Source organism: Mesorhizobium ciceri WSM4083 (assembly GCF_000519305.1).
Lineage (GTDB): Bacteria > Pseudomonadota > Alphaproteobacteria > Rhizobiales > Rhizobiaceae > Mesorhizobium > Mesorhizobium ciceri_B.
Window position 1 is genome coordinate 86,333 of the sequence record NZ_JAFG01000004.1, and the last position, 17,532, is coordinate 103,864.

At 63.3% G+C, this 17,532-nt stretch carries 14 protein-coding genes; 10 read left to right on the forward strand and 4 right to left on the reverse strand.

Features of this window, described 5'->3' with window-relative positions; all coding sequences use genetic code 11:
- The first annotated feature begins 42 nt into the window (after nt 1-42).
- Complete coding sequence (locus tag MESCI2_RS0106355; protein ID WP_027035828.1) at nt 43-1,092, forward strand: class I SAM-dependent methyltransferase; 1,050 nt, start codon at nt 43-45, stop codon at nt 1,090-1,092.
- A gap of 59 nt (nt 1,093-1,151) precedes the next feature.
- Here the strand turns inward: MESCI2_RS0106355 and MESCI2_RS0106360 are convergent, their stop codons facing one another.
- Nucleotides 1,152-2,699, reverse strand: coding sequence for a helicase HerA-like C-terminal domain-containing protein (locus MESCI2_RS0106360; protein ID WP_027035829.1), 1,548 nt, complete (start codon nt 2,697-2,699; stop codon nt 1,152-1,154).
- Nucleotides 2,700-3,009: 310 nt separating this feature from the next.
- On the opposite strand from MESCI2_RS0106360, the gene MESCI2_RS0106365 reads away from it, so the two are divergent.
- The 3 genes from MESCI2_RS0106365 to MESCI2_RS0106375 are packed head-to-tail and all read left to right on the forward strand — an operon-like array spanning nt 3,010 to nt 6,857.
- Nucleotides 3,010-4,452, forward strand: a complete 1,443-nt coding sequence (locus MESCI2_RS0106365; protein ID WP_027035830.1) for a methylmalonyl-CoA mutase subunit beta — start codon at nt 3,010-3,012, stop codon at nt 4,450-4,452.
- Nucleotides 4,449-6,572 (forward strand): methylmalonyl-CoA mutase, encoded by a 2,124-nt coding sequence (gene scpA / locus MESCI2_RS0106370; RefSeq protein WP_027035831.1) that lies wholly within the window; start codon nt 4,449-4,451, stop codon nt 6,570-6,572. Before MESCI2_RS0106365 ends, scpA begins: the two co-directional genes overlap by 4 nt.
- A 60-nt stretch (nt 6,573-6,632) precedes the next feature.
- Nucleotides 6,633-6,857: an AbrB/MazE/SpoVT family DNA-binding domain-containing protein gene (locus tag MESCI2_RS0106375; RefSeq protein ID WP_027035832.1), complete on the forward strand. Its 225-nt coding sequence runs from the start codon at nt 6,633-6,635 to the stop codon at nt 6,855-6,857.
- Between the two features lie 32 nt (nt 6,858-6,889).
- Here the strand turns inward: MESCI2_RS0106375 and greA are convergent, their stop codons facing one another.
- Nucleotides 6,890-7,363, reverse strand: coding sequence for a transcription elongation factor GreA (gene greA / locus MESCI2_RS0106380; protein WP_027035833.1), 474 nt, complete (start codon nt 7,361-7,363; stop codon nt 6,890-6,892).
- 121 nt (nt 7,364-7,484) lie between these two features.
- Between greA and MESCI2_RS0106385 the strand changes: the two genes are divergently transcribed.
- Nucleotides 7,485-8,861, forward strand: coding sequence for a TIGR03808 family TAT-translocated repetitive protein (locus MESCI2_RS0106385; RefSeq protein WP_027035834.1), 1,377 nt, complete (start codon nt 7,485-7,487; stop codon nt 8,859-8,861).
- Here the strand turns inward: MESCI2_RS0106385 and MESCI2_RS0106390 are convergent.
- Nucleotides 8,854-9,858, reverse strand: a complete 1,005-nt coding sequence (locus MESCI2_RS0106390) for an asparaginase (protein WP_027035835.1) — start codon at nt 9,856-9,858, stop codon at nt 8,854-8,856. The genes MESCI2_RS0106385 and MESCI2_RS0106390 overlap by 8 nt on opposite strands.
- A 25-nt stretch (nt 9,859-9,883) precedes the next feature.
- On the reverse strand, nt 9,884-11,050 hold the full coding sequence (locus tag MESCI2_RS0106395) for an acetyl-CoA acetyltransferase (RefSeq protein WP_027035836.1): 1,167 nt from the start codon (nt 11,048-11,050) through the stop codon (nt 9,884-9,886).
- Nucleotides 11,051-11,251: 201 nt separating this feature from the next.
- On the opposite strand from MESCI2_RS0106395, the gene betI reads away from it, so the two are divergent.
- Genes betI through betB form a run of 5 tightly spaced genes read left to right on the forward strand, consistent with a single transcriptional unit; the run spans nt 11,252 to nt 17,530 of the window.
- Nucleotides 11,252-11,842: a choline-binding transcriptional repressor BetI gene (gene betI, locus MESCI2_RS0106400; protein ID WP_027035837.1), complete on the forward strand. Its 591-nt coding sequence runs from the start codon at nt 11,252-11,254 to the stop codon at nt 11,840-11,842.
- On the forward strand, nt 11,839-13,368 hold the full coding sequence (gene betC, locus MESCI2_RS0106405) for a choline-sulfatase (RefSeq protein ID WP_027035838.1): 1,530 nt from the start codon (nt 11,839-11,841) through the stop codon (nt 13,366-13,368). Before betI ends, betC begins: the two co-directional genes overlap by 4 nt.
- Nucleotides 13,368-14,369 (forward strand): threonine/serine dehydratase, encoded by a 1,002-nt coding sequence (locus MESCI2_RS0106410; RefSeq protein WP_027035839.1) that lies wholly within the window; start codon nt 13,368-13,370, stop codon nt 14,367-14,369. Before betC ends, MESCI2_RS0106410 begins: the two co-directional genes overlap by 1 nt.
- Nucleotides 14,362-16,014, forward strand: coding sequence for a choline dehydrogenase (gene betA / locus MESCI2_RS0106415; protein ID WP_027035840.1), 1,653 nt, complete (start codon nt 14,362-14,364; stop codon nt 16,012-16,014). The genes MESCI2_RS0106410 and betA overlap by 8 nt, the downstream gene beginning before the upstream one ends.
- Nucleotides 16,015-16,066: 52 nt before the next feature.
- Nucleotides 16,067-17,530 carry a betaine-aldehyde dehydrogenase gene (betB, locus tag MESCI2_RS0106420; RefSeq protein WP_027035841.1) on the forward strand — a complete coding sequence of 488 codons (1,464 nt, stop codon included), beginning with the start codon at nt 16,067-16,069 and terminating at the stop codon, nt 17,528-17,530.
- The last annotated feature ends 2 nt before the right edge of the window (nt 17,531-17,532 follow it).

Sequence of the window (17,532 nt, forward strand, 5' to 3'; positions counted from 1 at the left end):
CGGAACGACAAGCCGTCGTCCGAAGATCAGGAGGAACCCGACATGACGCAACTCAATGAAACCAAGCTCAATGAATTGGTAGGCCGCGTTCTGGGCGACCTTGGTGGTGCGGTCAGCGTGCCGTTGGTTCGGATCGGAGATGCGCTGGGTCTCTACAAGACGCTCAAGGAGATCGGCCCGGCGAAGGCAGATGAAGTTGCCGATGCCGCAGGATGCGCGCGCCGCTATGTTCGCGAATGGCTGGCGGCGCAAGCAGCGTCCGGCTACGTCCACTACGAACATGGGCGGTTCTCGCTAACACCCGAGCAGTCATTCGTGTTTGCAGAACCCGACAGCCCCGTCCATCTGATCGGCGGGTTCGATACCGCGGCTGCGATGGTCGAGAACCAACCAAAGGTGGAATCGGCTTTCAAGACCGGGCGCGGTGTTGCCTGGGGCGATCAGGCGGGTTGTCTGTTCTGCGCGGTGTCACGCCTGTTCCGACCGGGTTATGTCAATGCCCTGGTGAAGGAGTGGTTGCCGGCGCTTGACGGCATCGTCGACAAGTTGAAGGCGGGAGCGTCGGTGGCCGATGTTGGATGTGGACACGGGCTGTCGACGATCCTGATGGCGCAGGCGTTCCCTTACTCCCGATTCATAGGTTACGACTTCCACTCGGCCTCGATTGCCGCCGCGACCGCGCACGCCCGGTCCTACGGGCTGACGAACCTGGATTTCGAGGTCGGCCGAGCGCAGGATTTTCGCGGGCGCGATTTCGATCTGATCACCTGCTTCGACTGCCTGCACGATATGGGCGATCCAAAGGCGGCGGCGGCGCATATTCGCAAATCGCTGAAAGACGGCGGTACCTGGATGGTCGTCGAACCCATGGCAGGAGACACGCTGGAGGAAAATATCAACCCGGTCGGACGGCTCTACTATTCGGCCTCGACGATGATCTGCGTTCCCACATCGCTGGCACAGGAAACGGGCCTGGCGCTTGGCGCGCAAGCGGGAGAAAACCGGCTGACCGAGGTGATCCGGTCGGGTGGTTTCTCTCATGTCCGGCGGGCAGCCCAGACGCCCCTCAACATGGTCCTGGAAGCGACCTGACGAAGAAAAGGCCGGTTCGGGTCATCTTCGAACCGGCCAAAATCCTTCAGATCCGATACTCATCGCCCCCTGGAAAGACTGCCCAGGATGCCGCGCACAATCGCCCTGCCAACCGACGAGCCGACCGAGCGCACCACCGACTTGATCGCGGCTTCCGCCACCGTCTGGCGGTTGGACGGGCGCGGTGAAGACGTGCGCCTGCCACCGGATTGCGGCGCGGGATCGTCATTGCCGAAACCCGGAATGGTCCAGCGAGATCCGCCGCTGCCGGCCTGCTGGGCCTGCTCTTCGGCATCCTGCGCGTCCTTCGCCTTCTTCTGCAGCATTTCGAAAGCCGATTCGCGATCGACGGCCTGATCGTACTGGCCGGCGACCGGGCTTTCCTGGACCAGCTTTTGCCGCTCGGCGGCCGTAATAGGCCCAAGCCGCGAGGATGGCGGGCGGATCAGTGTCCGCTGCACCATGGACGGAACACCCTTGGCCTCCAGCGTCGAGACCAGGGCCTCGCCCGTGGCAAGCTGGGTAATGGCGGTCATGCAGTCGAAATCTGGATTGGGCCGGAACGTCTCGGCCGCCGTCCTCACCGCCTGCTGCTCACGCGGCGTATAGGCGCGCAGCGCGTGCTGGACGCGATTGCCAAGCTGGGCCAGGACTTTTTCGGGGATATCCAAAGGGTTCTGCGTGACGAAATAGACGCCGACGCCTTTCGAGCGGATCAGGCGGACCACCTGTTCGACGCGATCAATCAGCACTTTGGGTGCTTCGTCGAACAGAAGATGCGCTTCGTCGAAGAAGAACACCAGTTTCGGCTTGTCGGGGTCGCCGACTTCCGGCAGCACCTCGAACAGTTCCGACATCAGCCACAACAGGAAGGTCGCGTAGAGACGCGGATTCATCATCAGCTTGTCGGCGGCAAGCACGCTGATGGCGCCGCGTCCGTCGCGTGTGGTGCGCATGATGTCGGCGATGCGCAGTGCCGGCTCGCCGAAGAAGTTTGCCGCCCCCTGCTGCTCCAGGACCAGCAGCGTGCGCTGGATAGCCCCGACCGATGGCTTCGTCACGTTGCCATAGCGTGAGCCGATCTCGTCGGCGCGCTCGGCGATGTTGGCGAGCAGCGCCTGCAGGTCCTTCATGTCGAGCAGCAGCAGACCTTCCTCGTCCGCGAGGCGGAAGGCGATGTTCATGATGCCTTCCTGCGCCTCGGTCAGGTTCATCAGGCGCGACAGCAACAACGGCCCCATTTCCGAGACCGTGGCGCGGATCGGATGACCCTGCTCGCCGAACAAGTCCCAGAAGATAACGGGGAATTCCTGGAAGTCATAAGGATCGAGCTTGACCTGTTCGGCCCGCTTGACGAGGAAATCCTGTGCCGTGCCCATCATCGCGATGCCCGATAGATCGCCCTTGATGTCGGCGCAGAACACCGGCACGCCGGCGTTGGAAAATCCTTCGGCCAGGATCTGCAAGGTGACTGTCTTGCCGGTACCGGTGGCGCCGGTCACCAGGCCATGACGATTCCCATATTGCAGCAACAGTTGCTCGGCACGCTGATAGCTGTCGTCGGGCTTGCGGCTGGCGCCGATGAAAATACTGGTGTCGTCAGCCATATGTCCGGTCTCCGCAAACTGATGTGTCTAATGCCAGTGGCCTTGCCGCAGGTATAGTGAGGCCATTGCACAGCGACAATGCCATTCGTCCAAATCGGGGCCATTCGTCCAAATCCGGGCCATTCGTCCAAATCGGGTTTTTGGAGCTTGCGGATTTTGCCGCTGTTTGGCAATCGTCGTCCACGCGGACTGACCTATATCTGATGGATCGAATCCGGCCTCTGAAAGCGCATTGCATTGCGATATCGGACCGGGGACCGTAGACTGAACCGCTCCCGGCCGGTGCGGCCGCATGAAACGAGGAGGACGGATGGGCGCCGGAGCCTTGATCCAGGACGTGGAACCCGAGAACGCCGAGCATCAGCGATGGCTCGCCTTGGCGGAAAAGGCATTGGCAGGCGCTTCCTTCGAGGAAAAGCTGGTCTCGCACAGCGACGACAACATCCGTATCGAACCGCTCTACGACCGCAGCACCGCGGCGGAACCGATCGTGCGCGCAAACCCGAAATCGCCATGGATCGTCAGCCAGCGGGTCGACGATCCCGACGTCGACCGCGCCAGAAGCCAAGCGCTGGAAGATGTTGCACAGGGTGCCACGGGATTGTCGCTGGTCTTCGAAGGGGCGCCGAACGCGTTCGGCTACGGCTTGCCGAGAACGGCGGAAGCGCTGGAGGCGGTGCTGGACGGCATACCGCTCAACCGCATCCAGGTTCGTATAGACGCCCATCCCTGGAGCCGCGCCGTGGCCGACTGGCTGGTCGCGTTCCTGAGCAAGCGGCGGTCGGACCCGGCAAAGCTCAACCTCTCCTTCGGCATCGATCCAGCGGCGATCTTCGCGGGAACCGGTCGGCTGCGCATGTCGATCGAGGCGCTGCAGGCCTCCATGCCGCAGTCGCTGGCGCATTTCTTCGCGATGGGCGTTCCAGGCGTGCTGCTGGAAGCTGACGGGCGCGTGTTCCACAATGCCGGCGCCACGGAAGCGCAGGAGCTTGGCATCATGCTGGCTTCGGCTGTCTCCTACCTGAGAATGTTCGAGACGGCGCGGCAGCCACTTATCTATGCCGCACCTCATATCGGTTTTGCACTCAGCGTCGACCAGGACCAGTTGCTGTCGATAGCCAAGATGCGGGCGCTGCGCAGGCTATGGGCGCGGGTGCAGGAAGCTTGTTCGATCCCGACATCCACGGCCAATATCCATGCCGAGACGTCGTTTCGCATGATGACGGCGATGGATCCGGAGACCAACATCCTGCGCACCACCATTGCATGCTTTGCCGCGGCGTGCGGCGGCGCCGATTCGATCTCCATCCTGCCGCACACGATTGCGCATGGTCTGCCGGCGGGTTTTGCCCGTCGCGTTGCCCGCAACGCGCAACTGATCATGGCCAATGAAAGCCACATCGATCATGTCACCGATCCCGCCTATGGTTCCGGCGCTGTGGAGGCGCTGACTGCGGAATTGTGCGAACTGGCCTGGGCGGAGTTGCAGACGATTGAAGCCGAGGGCGGTGTCCTGTCCAGCCTTCAGGACGGGCACATCCAGAAGCGCGTTCACGCAGCGGCGGAGCAGCGCAATGCAGCCTACCGCACAGGCCAACGGGCCATCATCGGCACCACGCTCTATCCATCGAAACACGAACGCCCGGTCGAGACGCTGGCAGCGGAACGCCGACCGGCCTTCACCGAAGGCGTTGCCGTCTGCGAGCCGCTGTTTCCAGTCCGCATCGACCAATTGATCGGAGCCGGCTCTTGATCCCGGACTTCGGCCAGATCGGCTGGGTCCCGCCACGCCGCACGCCTGTCGAGCTCAAAGGCCAGCGGACCACGCCGGAGGGGCTCGTCGCCAAGCATCTGTACAATCAAAGCGACCTCAAGGGGTTGCCGCATCTCGACACCTATCCCGGCCTGCCACCCTTCGTGCGCGGCCCCTACCCGACCATGTATGTCCAGCAGCCCTGGACGATCCGGCAATATGCCGGTTTCTCGACCGCCGAAGATTCCAACGCCTTTTACCGACGCAACCTTGCCGCTGGTCAAAAGGGCCTGTCGGTCGCCTTCGATCTCGCCACGCATCGCGGCTATGACAGCGATTATCCGCGCGTTGCCGGCGATGTCGGCATGGCGGGCGTCGCCATCGATTCCATCCTCGACATGCGGCAGCTCTTCGACGGTATTCCGCTCGACGAGATGACGGTATCGATGACGATGAACGGCGCGGTGCTGCCAATCATGGCGCTTTACATCGTCGCGGCGGAAGAACAAGGCGTTGCGCAGAAGGATCTCGCCGGGACCATTCAGAACGACATTCTGAAGGAGTTCATGGTCCGCAACACCTACATCTATCCGCCGAAACCTTCGATGCGGATCGTGTCGGACATCTTCTCATACACATCGAAGAACATGCCGAAGTTCAATTCGATATCGATCTCCGGCTATCACATGCAGGAGGCCGGCGCGACGGCCGACCTCGAGCTCGCCTACACGATCGCCGATGGCATCGAGTATGCCCGCGCTGGCGTCGCGGCGGGCCTCGACATCGACCGCTTTGCGCCGCGCCTGTCCTTCTTCTGGGCCATCGGCATGAATTTCTTCATGGAAGTCGCCAAGCTGCGGGCCGCGCGCCTGTTGTGGGCGACCCTGATGCAGAAGAATTTTTCGCCCAAGGACGAGCGCTCGCTGTCGCTGCGCACCCATTGCCAGACTTCTGGCTGGTCGCTGACAGCACAGGATCCCTACAACAACATTGTCCGCACCATGATCGAGGCAATGGCTGCAACGCAGGGCCACACCCAGTCGCTGCACACCAATTCCTTCGACGAGGCGATGGCGCTGCCGACCGACCACTCGGCGCGGATCGCCCGCAACACCCAGCTCATCCTGCAAAAGGAATCCGGCACCACGCGCGTCATCGATCCGTGGGGTGGCTCCGCCTATCTCGAGCGGCTGACGCATGATCTGGCGGCGCGCGCGCTTGCCCATATCGAGGAGGTCGAGGCGCTCGGCGGCATGGCGGCGGCGACCGAACAGGGCATTCCCAAGCTGCGCATCGAGGAAGCCGCCGCACGCACGCAGGCGCGCATCGATTCCGGCGAGCAGATGCTGGTCGGCGTCAACGCCCATCGGCCCGAGACCGACATCGAGGTCGACGTGCTGAAGATTGACAATGCCGAGGTCAGGGCGCGGCAATTGTCGAAGCTGCAACGGCTGAAGGGCACGCGCGACGTCGCCGCCGTCGAAAGCGCGCTCGATGCGCTGACCCGTGCCGCGCAAGGCAACGAAAACCTGCTGGAGTTCGCCATCCGCGCCGCGCGCGCCAATGCCACGGTCGGCGAGATTTCATTGGCCTTGGAAAGAGCCTTTGGGCGCCACGTCGCTACGGTGCAGACCATTTCCGGCATCTATCGCAAGGCGCTTGGCGATCATCCCGTGGTCGAGGGTCTGCAGGACAAGCTTGACGCCTTCGAGAAGAAGACCGGCGGCAAGCCGCGCATTCTCGTCGCCAAGATGGGCCAAGACGGCCACGACCGTGGCCAGAAGGTGATCGCCACGGCCTTCGCCGATCTCGGCTTCGACGTCACCGTCGGCGCGATGTTCCAGACACCCGATGAGATCGCCAGGCTGGCGGTCGCACAGGACGTCCACATCGTCGGCGCCTCGTCGCTGGCGGCGGGACATCTGACGCTGATCCCCGAACTGCGTGACGCGCTGAAAAAGCTCGGCCGAGGCGACATGCTGATCGTCGCCGGCGGCGTCATCCCACCGCAGGACTACGACGCGGTGCGGCAAGCGGGGGCTGCCGAGATCTTCCCGCCGGGCACGGTCATACCGGAAGCAGCGGATCGCCTGCTGGACCGGCTGCTGGCCACGGACTAGGACTGCTGCATCTCTGAAAAGGTTGTGCTAGACTGACACTGCAACCAAGGTGCGGTAACCGTGAAGACGACCATCCACAAGCTCGACGACGGATCAGATGCCCTGATCTTGCCACGGAAAATGCTGGACAGCTTGAATCTGCAATCGGGCGATCAGCTCCAGATCATCGAAACTGATGACGGCATCATTTTAAGGCCGGTGGCCGACAGGTTCGAACGGCAGATGAAGGCCGCGCGCGAGGTCATGGAAAAATATCAGGTCGGGCTTCAGAAACTCGCCAAATGACCCGCCAATCAGTGCTGCGGATTTGAGACGTCCTAGCTCTCGGACAGCTTGACGATTTCCCATTCCTTGCCGTTGACGCTGGCCAAGTCGCCGACCTTCTTGCCGAACAGGGCGACCGCCATCGGCGAAACATGCGAAATGCTACCCTTGGTGGGATCAGCCTCGTCTTCGCCGACGATTTTCCAGTGCACCTTCCTGCCGTCGTCGCCCTCGATCGTGACGCCCATGCCGAAGCGCACCACGTCGCTGCCCGGCTCCGGTACGGAGAGTTCGGCGCTTTCACGCCGGGCGGTCCAATAGCGCAGGTCGCGCGACACGACCGCGATGCGCTCGCGGTCGGCTTTGCGTTCGGCTTTTGCCAATATCTCGCGCAGATCGGCCAAATTCTCCTCGATCTGCGCCAGGCCGCGTTCCGTCACCAGATTGCGATGGTGGCTGACCGGCCGCTCACCGACGCCGGCGATGGCATTTTCGCTGTCTTCCTCGCGGGTGAAAGCTCTGCTCATTGCCTCAACTTAGGCGCGGAAAGGTTGCTCGACAAGCCATTGTCGTTTCCGTCGAGAGGAGAGGCAGACCGTCTGGCACGATTCCTGCGATGCCAAGGTTGAACGCTGGGATTCTGTGCCGATGTTGAACAGACGAACGCTGCTGACCGGAACCGCCGGCTTCGCCGTCCTGGGCCTTGCGCTCGGCAAGGCGGCCGCTGCCAGTCTGACCGGCATCGAGAAAGCCTCGATGCGCGGCTCGATCAATGCCACCGAACTCGGCGTGCAGCCCGGCACATCAGACGATCAGAGCAAAGCCTTCGCCAAACTGTTGCGTGACGCAAACAGCCGCGACATGCCGATATTCCTGCCGCCCGGCACCTATGTCGTCTCCAATCTTTCGCTGCCCGGCCGCGTGCGTCTTTCCGGGGTGCCGGGCGCGACGCGCATCGTTTACGGCGGTGACGGCCACCTGTTCATGGCCGAACAGGCCGACCATGTCGAACTCAGCGGGCTGGTCTTTGACGGCAGCAACCGCACGATGGGCGATTACACGCAAGGGCTGCTCGATCTGCGCCGTATCGCGCACCTCGCCATCGACAATTGCCAGATCACCGGCAGCGGCAAGAACGGACTGGCGCTGGAACATGCGGCGGGCCGGGTCGAGCGCAGCGAGATATCGGGCGCCGCCGATGCCGGCATCTATTCGGTCGAGGCTGGCGGGCTGTCTATCACTGATAACACCGTCTCCGATTGCGCCAATGGCGGCATCCTCGTGCACCGCTGGCAGGTGGCCGAAGACGGCACCATGGTCACCGGCAACCGCGTCCAAGGGATCCAGGCACGCAGCGGCGGAACCGGGCAGAACGGCAACGGCATCAATGCCTTTCGCGCCGGCAATGTCGTCATCTCGGGCAACATCGTCTCGGACTGCGCCTTCTCGGCGATCCGCGCCAACAGCGCCAGCAACCTGCAGATATCGGGCAACACCTGCTCGCGTTCGGGCGAAACGGCGGTCTATTCCGAGTTCTCGTTCGAAGGCGCCATCATCAGCAACAACATTGTCGACGGCGCCTCCAACGGCATCTCGATCGTCAATTTCAACGAAGGCGGCCGTATGGGCGTCTGCTCCGGCAACATCGTGCGCAATCTGTCGACCAGCGGCCCCTACCCCGCCGACTCGCCGGGATTTGGCGTCGGCATCGGCGTTGAGGCCGACACCACCGTTTCCAACAACGTCATCGAGAACGCGCCGCTCTATGGCATGCAGATCGGCTGGGGCCCGTACCTGCGCAATGTCGTCGCCACCGGCAACATCATCCGCAAGGCCGGAACCGGCATCGTCGTGTCCGTCGTCGAGGGCGCCGGCACGGCCATCATCTCCGACAATGTCATCGACGGCGCGCTGAATGGCGCCATTGTCGGCCAGCGCTGGGCCGAGCCGGCGACAGGCGATCTCGCCTCGTCAAACGATACCGGCTATGCGCATCTGACCGTCGAGCGCAATCACGTCAGTTGAGGGCTGCTGTCGGCCTCAGCGCTCCGACCTTGGCACCGTTGCGGTTTTCGATGGGCGTGTTTGCCAATTCGAGCAGCTTCGCCGCCAAGACCTCGTCGGCACGCAACAGTTTGGCAAGGACGGCGGCAACCATGGCTTCGCCGGCGCGGCCGGCGCCATCATCGCATTTGAGCGCGATGCCGAGGCCAAGTTCCGGAATTGCGGCACAATGGACGCCTTCGGCGCCGCCTTTCGTGAAAATCCGCCCTGGTGCGGCCTCCATCAACGCGACGTCTTCGCGGCCGCTGCCGGCAACGAAGAAGGGCTCGGCCATGCAGGCGGAAAGCAGCCGCTTTGCAGCCTTGGCTCGCTCTGGGCCAAAGCCTGATGTCGTGGCCATGCGGGCAAAGCCGAGCGCGAAGCTCCTGAGCGGCACCGCATAGGTTGGGATCGAACAGCCATCAATGGCACGCTGGTCCGCGCCATGGACAGCGCCCGTGACCGACTGCATGGCGTCGCGCACCATCTCCTGCAGGCCGTGTCCCGGCTTGACATAGCCACGATGTGCAATGCCGGCGTGGACGCAGGTGCAGAGGAAGCCGGAATGCTTGCCGGAGCAATTGTTGTGCAATGCGTTTGGCGAGCCGCCGGCGCGGGCGAGCGCAATCTCGGCGTCATGGTTGGACGGCCAATGCGTGCCGCATCCGAGCGCCGACCCGTCCAGCCCGGCCTTGGCCAGCATGGATCGCGCCAGTTCGACATGGGCCGGCTCGCCTGAGTGGGACGCACAGGCAAGCGCCAGTTCGCGGTTGCCGAAGCCATAGGCATCGGCCGCCCCGCTTTCGACCAACGGCAGTGCCTGGATCGCCTTGACCGCCGAGCGCGGAAACACCGGCTTGGCCGTGTCGCCGATCTCCCAGACGGGCTTGCCGTCGCCATCGAAGACCGCGACCGAGCCGCGATGCGCGCTCTCGACGATCGCGCCGCGCAACACTTCGATCAGAACCGGATTTGTCATGAACCCTCCCGTAAATGCGGGCGGTTTATCTGATCCGGTCGAGAATGGAAACGTAGTTGGCGACCGCCGCACCGCCCATATTGAAGATGCCGCCGAGTTTTGCACCGGGCACCTGGATGCCGCCGGCCTCGCCGACAAGCTGCATGGCGGTCAAGACATGCATCGACACGCCCGTGGCGCCGATCGGATGGCCCTTGGCCTTCAACCCGCCGGATGGATTGACCGGCAGGCGGCCATCCCTGGCTGTCGTGCCGTCCAGCGCCAGCTTTGCCCCCTCTCCCGGCTTGGCAAGGCCCATCGCCTCGTACTCGATCAGTTCGGCAATGGTGAAGCAGTCATGCGTTTCGACGAAGGACAGATCGTCGAGCGTCACGCCGGCCGATTTCAACGCCCGGTTCCAGGCCTGCTCGCAGCCTTCGAAGGTCAGGATGTCGCGCTTCGACATCGGCAGGAAATCCTGCACATGCTCGTTGGCGCGGAAAGCGACTGCCCGGCGCATCTTCAGTGCGGTCGCGGTGTCGGCGAGGATAAGGGCGGCGGCGCCGTCCGAGACCAGCGAGCAGTCGGTGCGCTTCAGAGGACCGGCAACGAACGGGTTCTTCTCGCTCTCCTGGCGGCAGAACTCATAGCCGAAATCCTTGCGCATCTGCGCATAGGGATTGTCGACGCCGTTCTTGTGGTTCTTGGCGGCAATCATCGCCAGCGCATCCGACTGGTCGCCGTAGCGCTGAAAATAGGCCTGCGCGATCTTGCCGAAGACGCCGGCGAAACCCGCAGGCGTGTCGCCATCCTCGGGCAGATAGGACGCCTTGAGCAGGTTTTTGCCGATCTCCGGCCCCGGCGTCGACGTCATCTGCTCCGCGCCGACCACCAGCACGATGCGGGCGGCATTGGCGTCGATGGCGCGGATACCTTGCCTGACCGCCGCCGATCCGGTGGCGCAAGCGTTCTCGACGCGCGTCGCCGGCTTGAAGCGCAGCCGGTCGTCGGCCTGAAGCACCAGGCTGGCGGTGAAATCCTGGGCCGAAAAGCCGGCGTTGAAATGGCCGAGCACGATCTCGTCGACCTCGTCGGGACCGATGCCGGCATGGTCGAGCGCGTCCGTTGCCACCTTGACGATGAGGTTTTCGAGCGTTTCGCCTTCGAGCTTGCCGAAGCGCGAATGCGCCCAGCCAGCGATGCATGCGGTCATGGCGGTCTCCATCCTTGGCGCCAGCCTAACATGTGGGCTCACGGCGCACGTCGCATTTATTGTTCAAAGATAAACAATCCGGCTGGTTCGTGAAGGGCTGGAGGCGGACAATCGCTTGGTACAGCCAAGATCGCGGCCGATTTTTTTGTTGATTGACGCGTCAATAAAAAATAACCCTGTTTCTCAAAGGATCATGGCGAGATGCCGAAAATCGGAATGGAACCGCTGCGCCGCAAGGCGCTGATCGACGCGACGATCTCGGCGATCGGCGAGCGCGGCTCGCTCGACGTCACCATGTCCGAGATCGCCGGACGCGCCGGCGTGTCCTCAGCTCTTGCCCATCACTATTTCGGCGCCAAGGACGAGCTGTTGCTGGCAACGATGCGGCACATTCTGGCCGAACTGACCATCGACATGCGACGCGCCCTGCAATCGGCTGCCACTGCGCGCGAACGCGTTTCGGCGGTGGTCGCCGTCAACTTCTCCGACATCCAGTTCCAGCCGGAAACCATCGCCGCCTGGCTCGCCTTCTATGTCGAGGCGCAGAAATCATCGGCCTTGCGCCGGCTGCTCAGGGTCTATGCGCGGCGGCTGCACTCGAACCTGATGAGCGGGCTTGTCGGCATCCTGCCCAGGGCCGAGGCCGACCGCGCCGCCGAAGCGACCGCGGCGATGATCGACGGGCTCTACATCAGGCGGGCGCTGAAAGACGGCGTGCCTGATGCCGCGACCGCAATCGCGCTGGTCGAGGACTATCTTGAAACCAAACTTGGCGAACGGCCTAAACAGTGACAATGAAGCGACCCAATTTTCTGATCGTCATGGTCGACCAGCTCAACGGAACCCTGTTTCCGGACGGCCCGGCGGAGTTTCTGCACACACCGCATCTGAAAGCGTTGGCCGCGCGTTCGGCACGCTTTGCCAACAACTACACGGCCTCGCCGCTCTGCGCGCCGGGCCGCGCTTCGTTCATGAGCGGACAGTTGCCGTCGCGCACCGGCGTCTATGACAATGCGGCCGAATTCGCCTCGTCGATCCCTACCTTCGCCCATCATTTGCGCGCCGCCGGCTACTACACCTCTCTGTCGGGCAAAATGCATTTCGTTGGGCCGGACCAGTTGCACGGTTTCGAAGAGCGACTGACGACCGACATTTATCCTGCCGATTTCGGCTGGACGCCGGATTACCGCAAGCCCGGCGAGCGTATCGACTGGTGGTACCACAATCTGGGCTCGGTGACCGGCGCCGGCGTCGCCGAGATCACCAACCAGATGGAGTATGACGACGAGGTCGTGTTCCTCGCCACGCAAAAGCTCTATCAGCTTTCGCGCGAACAGGACGATGCGAGCCATCGGCCCTGGTGCCTGACCGTCTCGCTGTCGCATCCGCACGATCCCTATGTCGCGCGCAAGCAATATTGGGATCTCTATGAGCATTGCCAGGCGCTGGATCCGGAAACCGGGTTCATCGCGCATGACGAGCAGGATGCGCATTCCCGGCGGCTGTACCACGCCAGCGATTATCCCTCTTTCGAGATTACGCCGGAACAGGTGCGTCGTTCGCGGCAGGGTTATTTCGCCAACATCTCCTATGTCGACGATAAGCTGGGCGAGATCCTGGACGTTCTCGAGCGCACCCGCATGGCCGACGACACCATCATCCTGTTCTGCTCGGACCATGGCGACATGCTCGGCGAGCGCGGCCTGTGGTTCAAGATGAGTTTCTTCGAGGGCTCGGCGCGGGTGCCGCTGATGATTGCCGGCAAGGATGTTCACGCCGGGCTGATCGAGACGCCGGTTTCCAATCTTGACGTGGCGCCGACGCTTTGCGACCTCGCCGGCATCGACATCGCCGCGATCTCGCCGTGGACCGACGGCCAGTCGCTGCTGCCGCTCACCAAGGGTATCGAGCGCACAGCGCCGGTCTTGATGGAGTATGCCGCCGAAGGGTCCAATGCGCCTTTGGTGGCGATCCGCGACGGCAGATACAAATTCGTCCATTGCGAGCTCGATCCGCCGCAACTGTTCGATCTCGAAGTCGATCCGCTCGAGCGAGACAATCTGGCCGACGACCCCGCCAATGCGGGCTTGGTGGCGGCCTTCCTGGACAAGGTCCAGGCGCGCTGGGACATGGCCGGCTTCGATGCCGCCGTCCGCGAAAGCCAGGCGCGCCGCTGGGTCGTCTATCCGGCGCTGCGCAACGGCGCCTATTACCCTTGGGATTTCCAGCCGCTGCAAAAAGCGTCCGAGCGTTACATGCGCAATCACATGAACCTCGACAATCTCGAAGAGAGCAAAAGGTATCCGCGAGGCGAATGATGTCAGACCTTCTCGTCCCCTCCCTCGACCATCTCAAGCAGGCCTATGCCGTCACATCCAGGGCGACACAGATCACGCCGCTGCTGGAATCGACGGCTTTGGCCAGAGAGATGGGGGCGGCCCGCGTCTTCATCAAGCCGGAATCGCTGCAATGGGCAGGCTCGTTCAAGGTGCGCGGCGCCTATTGGCGCCTGAAGCAGCTTTCGGCTGACGAAGCCAGGAAAGGTGTCGTCGCTTATTCCTCCGGCAATTTCGCGCAAGGGCTGGCGGCTGCCGGCCAGGCGCTCGGCATTCCCGTCACCATCGTCATGCCGATCGACGCACCGGCCGCCAAGCGTGATGCCACGGCAGGCTATGGCGCCCGCGTCGTGCTGACCGATCATGGCGAGCGCGCACGTGAGGAAGTCGCCGCGGCCAAGGCACGCGAGATCGCTGAAACCGAAGGCTTGGCCCTGCTGCATCCATTCGACGATCCGGAGATCGTCGCCGGCCAGGCGGGCGCCGGCCTCGAAGCGCTTGACCAACTCGAAGCCAAAGGTGCCAGCGCCGATCTTTTGTTCTGCTCGGTCGGTGGCGGCGGCCTGATCGGCGGCGTTTCGCTTGCCTTCCACTATCTGTCGCCAGCGACAGAGATCATAGGCGTCGAGCCGGACGGTTTCAACGGCATGGGCTCGTCGCTGGCACATGGCAGCATCGAGACGATGCCGATCGGGCCGAAATCGATATGCGACGGTTTGATGTCGCGACGGCCGGGCGACGCACCGTTCGCGGCGGTGAAGACCGCCGGTGTGCGCGGCATCACCGTTGACGACCAATCGGTGCGGCGTGCCATGCGGATCGCCTTCGAGCGCATGAAGCTGGTGCTCGAACCATCGGGCGCAGCGTCGCTGGCGGCACTGCTCGGCGGCAAGGTGGATGTGAAGGACAAAACCGTCCTCGTCGTGGCTACCGGCGGCAATGTCTCGCTCGCCGATTTTATGGCGCATATGAACCATGCTTGAAGCAGATTTCGTCATCATCGGCTCCGGCTCGTCCGGCTCGGCCATGGCCTATCGCCTGTCGGAGGACGGCAAGCATTCGGTCATCGTCATCGAATTCGGCGGGACCGATATCGGGCCGCTGATCCAGATGCCGTCGGCACTGTCGATCCCGCTCAACATGAGCCTCTACGACTGGGGCTTTGCCAGCGAGCCGGAGCCGCATCTCGGCGGCCGCGTGCTGGCGACACCGCGCGGCAAGGTCATCGGTGGCTCGTCCTCGATCAACGGCATGGTCTATGTGCGCGGCCACGCCCGCGACTTCGACCATTGGGCCGAAGAGGGTGCGGCCGGCTGGGGCTTCGCCGACGTGCTCCCCTATTTCAAGCGCATGGAGGACTCGGACGGTGGGGAGGATGGCTGGCGCGGGCACGGCGGCCCGCTGCATGTGCAGCGCGGCTCGCGTAAAAATCCGCTCTATGGCGCCTTTGTCGAGGCCGGCCGCCAGGCGGGGTTCGAACTGACCGACGACTACAATGGTTCCAAGCAGGAAGGGTTTGGGCCGATGGAGCAGACCATCAGCGGCGGCCGCCGCTGGTCGGCGGCATCAGCCTATCTGAAGCCGGCGCTGAAGCGCAAAAATGTGAGTCTGGTCAAGGGCTTTGCGCGGCGGGTGATCATCGAGAATCAACGCGCCATCGGCGTCGAGATCGAAGCTCACAAACAGATTCAGGTCGTTAAGGCGCGACGTGAGGTGATCGTCGCCGCCTCGTCGATCAATTCGCCCAAAATCCTGATGCTGTCCGGCATCGGCCCGGCCGAACATTTGCGCGAAAACGGCATTCCGGTGGTGGCCGACAGACCCGGCGTCGGCCGCAATCTGCAGGACCATATGGAGCTCTACATCCAGCAGGAATCATTGCTGCCGATCACGCTCAATTCGGTGCTGAATCCGTTCTCGAAAGCGCTCATCGGGGCGCAGTGGCTGTTCCTCAAGACCGGGCTTGGCGCCACCAACCATTTCGAAGCAGCGGCCTTCGTGCGCTCGCGCGCCGGCGTCGACTACCCCGATATCCAATACCATTTCATCCCTGCCGCTGTCCGCTATGACGGCAAGGCAGCGGCCAAGTCGCACGGCTTCCAGGCGCATGTCGGGCCGATGCGCTCGAAGTCGCGCGGCTCGGTGACGCTGCGCTCTCCGGACCCGAAATCGAAGCCGGTGATCCACTTCAACTACATGTCGCATCCAGACGACTGGGCGGAGTTCCGCCACTGCATCCGGCTGACGCGCGAGATCTTCGGCCAGTCGGCGTTCGACCTCTATCGGGGCAAGGAAATATCGCCGGGCAGCCACGTGCAGTCGGACAACGATCTCGACGTCTTCATCAGGGATCACGCAGAGAGCGCCTACCATCCTTGCGGCACCTGCAAGATGGGCCGCGCCGACGACATGATGAGCGTCGTCGATCCGGAATGCCGGGTCATCGGCATCGAAGGCTTGCGGGTCGCCGATTCCTCGATCTTCCCGCGCGTCACCAACGGCAATCTCAATGCGCCATCGATCATGACCGGGGAGAAGGCTTCCGATCACATCCTTGGCCGGACGCCGCTGGCGCCGTCCAACCAGGAACCGTGGATCAATCCGCGCTGGCAGGTCGCGGATCGATAGGGCATTGTCGAACGGACGTGCTCCGCCATAGCGAATACATCTGGAGAAAACCATGCGCGCCCAGCCCACGGCATCGCACTATGTCAATGGACGCTACATCGAGGACGAGGGCGGCGCGCCGCTGCCGGTCATCTATCCGGCAACCGGTGAGACCATTGCCATGCTGCGCTCGGCGACGCCGAACGTGCTGGAACTGGCGGTCGAGGCAGCACGCGCTGCGCAACCCGCCTGGGCGCGGCTGAAGCCGGTCGAGCGCGGGCGTATCCTGCGCCGCGCCGCCGACATATTGCGCGCCCGCAATGCCGACCTCGCCCGCATCGAGACGCTGGATACCGGCAAGGCGATCCAGGAAACGCTGGTGGCGGACGCCCCTTCGGCGGCGGACTGCCTTGAATATTTCGGCGGTGCGGTTGCCGCCTACAATGGCGAGTCGGTCGATCTCGGCGGGCCCTTCGCCTACACAAGACGCGAAGCGCTCGGCGTCTGTGTCGGCATCGGTGCCTGGAACTATCCGATCCAGATCGCCGGCTGGAAATCAGCACCGGCGCTCGCCATGGGCAACGCCATGGTGTTCAAGCCATCGGAAAACACGCCGCTGTCGGCGCTGGCGCTGGCCGAGATCTACAGCGAAGCCGGGCTGCCCGACGGACTGTTCAATGTCGTGCAGGGCTATGGCGATGTCGGCGCCGGGCTTGTCGGCCACGATGTCGTCGCCAAGGTCTCGGTGACCGGCTCGGTGCCGACCGGCCGCAAGGTGCTGTCGCTGGCCGGCTCGAAGATGAAGCACGCGACGATGGAGCTCGGCGGCAAGTCGCCGCTGATCGTGTTCGACGATGCCGACATCGAGAACGCCATTGGCGGCGCCATGCTCGGCAATTTCTATTCGACCGGCCAGATCTGCTCCAACGGCACGCGCGTCTTCGTGCAGAGCGGCATCCACGACCGCTTTGTCGACCGTCTGATAGAGCGGACCAAGAAAATCCGCATCGGCGACCCGCTCGATCCCGAAACTCAGATGGGCCCGCTGGTCTCCAAGGCGCAGCACGACAAGGTGGTCGGCTATATCGAAATCGGCAAGCAGGACGGAGCTGTTCTCGCCTGCGGCGGCAGCGTGCCTTCGCTGCAGGGTTTTCAGGGCGGATTCTTCGTCGAGCCGACGGTGTTCACCGGCGTCACCGACACAATGCGCATCGCCCGCGAAGAGATTTTCGGGCCTGTCATGAGTGTGCTGAAGTTCGACGATGAGGACGAGGTGATCGACCGCGCCAACGACACCGAATTCGGCCTTGCCGCCGGCGTCTTCACGCGCGACCTGCCGCGCGCCCACCGCGTCATTGCCGAGCTACAGGCCGGCACCTGCTGGATCAACGCCTACAATCTGACGCCGGTGGAAATCCCGTTCGGCGGCTTCAAGCAGTCGGGCATCGGACGTGAGAATTCACTGGCGGCGCTGGCGCTCTATTCGCAGCTGAAGTCGATCTATGTCGAGACGGGCGACGTGGTGAGCCCGTACTGATC